Origin of the sequence: Kluyvera chengduensis (genome assembly GCF_044197065.1) — a bacterium.
Classification (GTDB): Bacteria; Pseudomonadota; Gammaproteobacteria; order Enterobacterales; family Enterobacteriaceae; genus Kluyvera; species Kluyvera ascorbata_C.
In genome coordinates, this window is record NZ_JBIQOI010000046.1 from 1 (window position 1) to 217 (window position 217).

Here is a 217-nt window from a genome sequence, read left to right on the forward strand (position 1 = left end):
TGATGGTGGTGGGGGAAGGATTCGAACCTTCGAAGTCGATGACGGCAGATTTACAGTCTGCTCCCTTTGGCCGCTCGGGAACCCCACCACTGGGGTAATTCAAATTGTAGGTAAAGCTTAGAGATGGTGGTGGGGGAAGGATTCGAACCTTCGAAGTCGATGACGGCAGATTTACAGTCTGCTCCCTTTGGCCGCTCGGGAACCCCACCACTGGGGC

At 55.3% G+C, this 217-nt stretch carries 2 tRNA genes; both read right to left on the reverse strand.

Annotation, left to right across the window (positions count from 1 at the left end):
* Window positions 1-3 precede the first annotated feature (3 nt).
* A tRNA-Tyr gene (locus ACH1XZ_RS23300) sits at window positions 4-88 on the reverse strand.
* A 36-nt stretch (window positions 89-124) separates the two neighbouring features.
* A tRNA-Tyr gene (locus ACH1XZ_RS23305) sits at window positions 125-209 on the reverse strand.
* Between the last annotated feature and the right edge of the window lie 8 nt (window positions 210-217).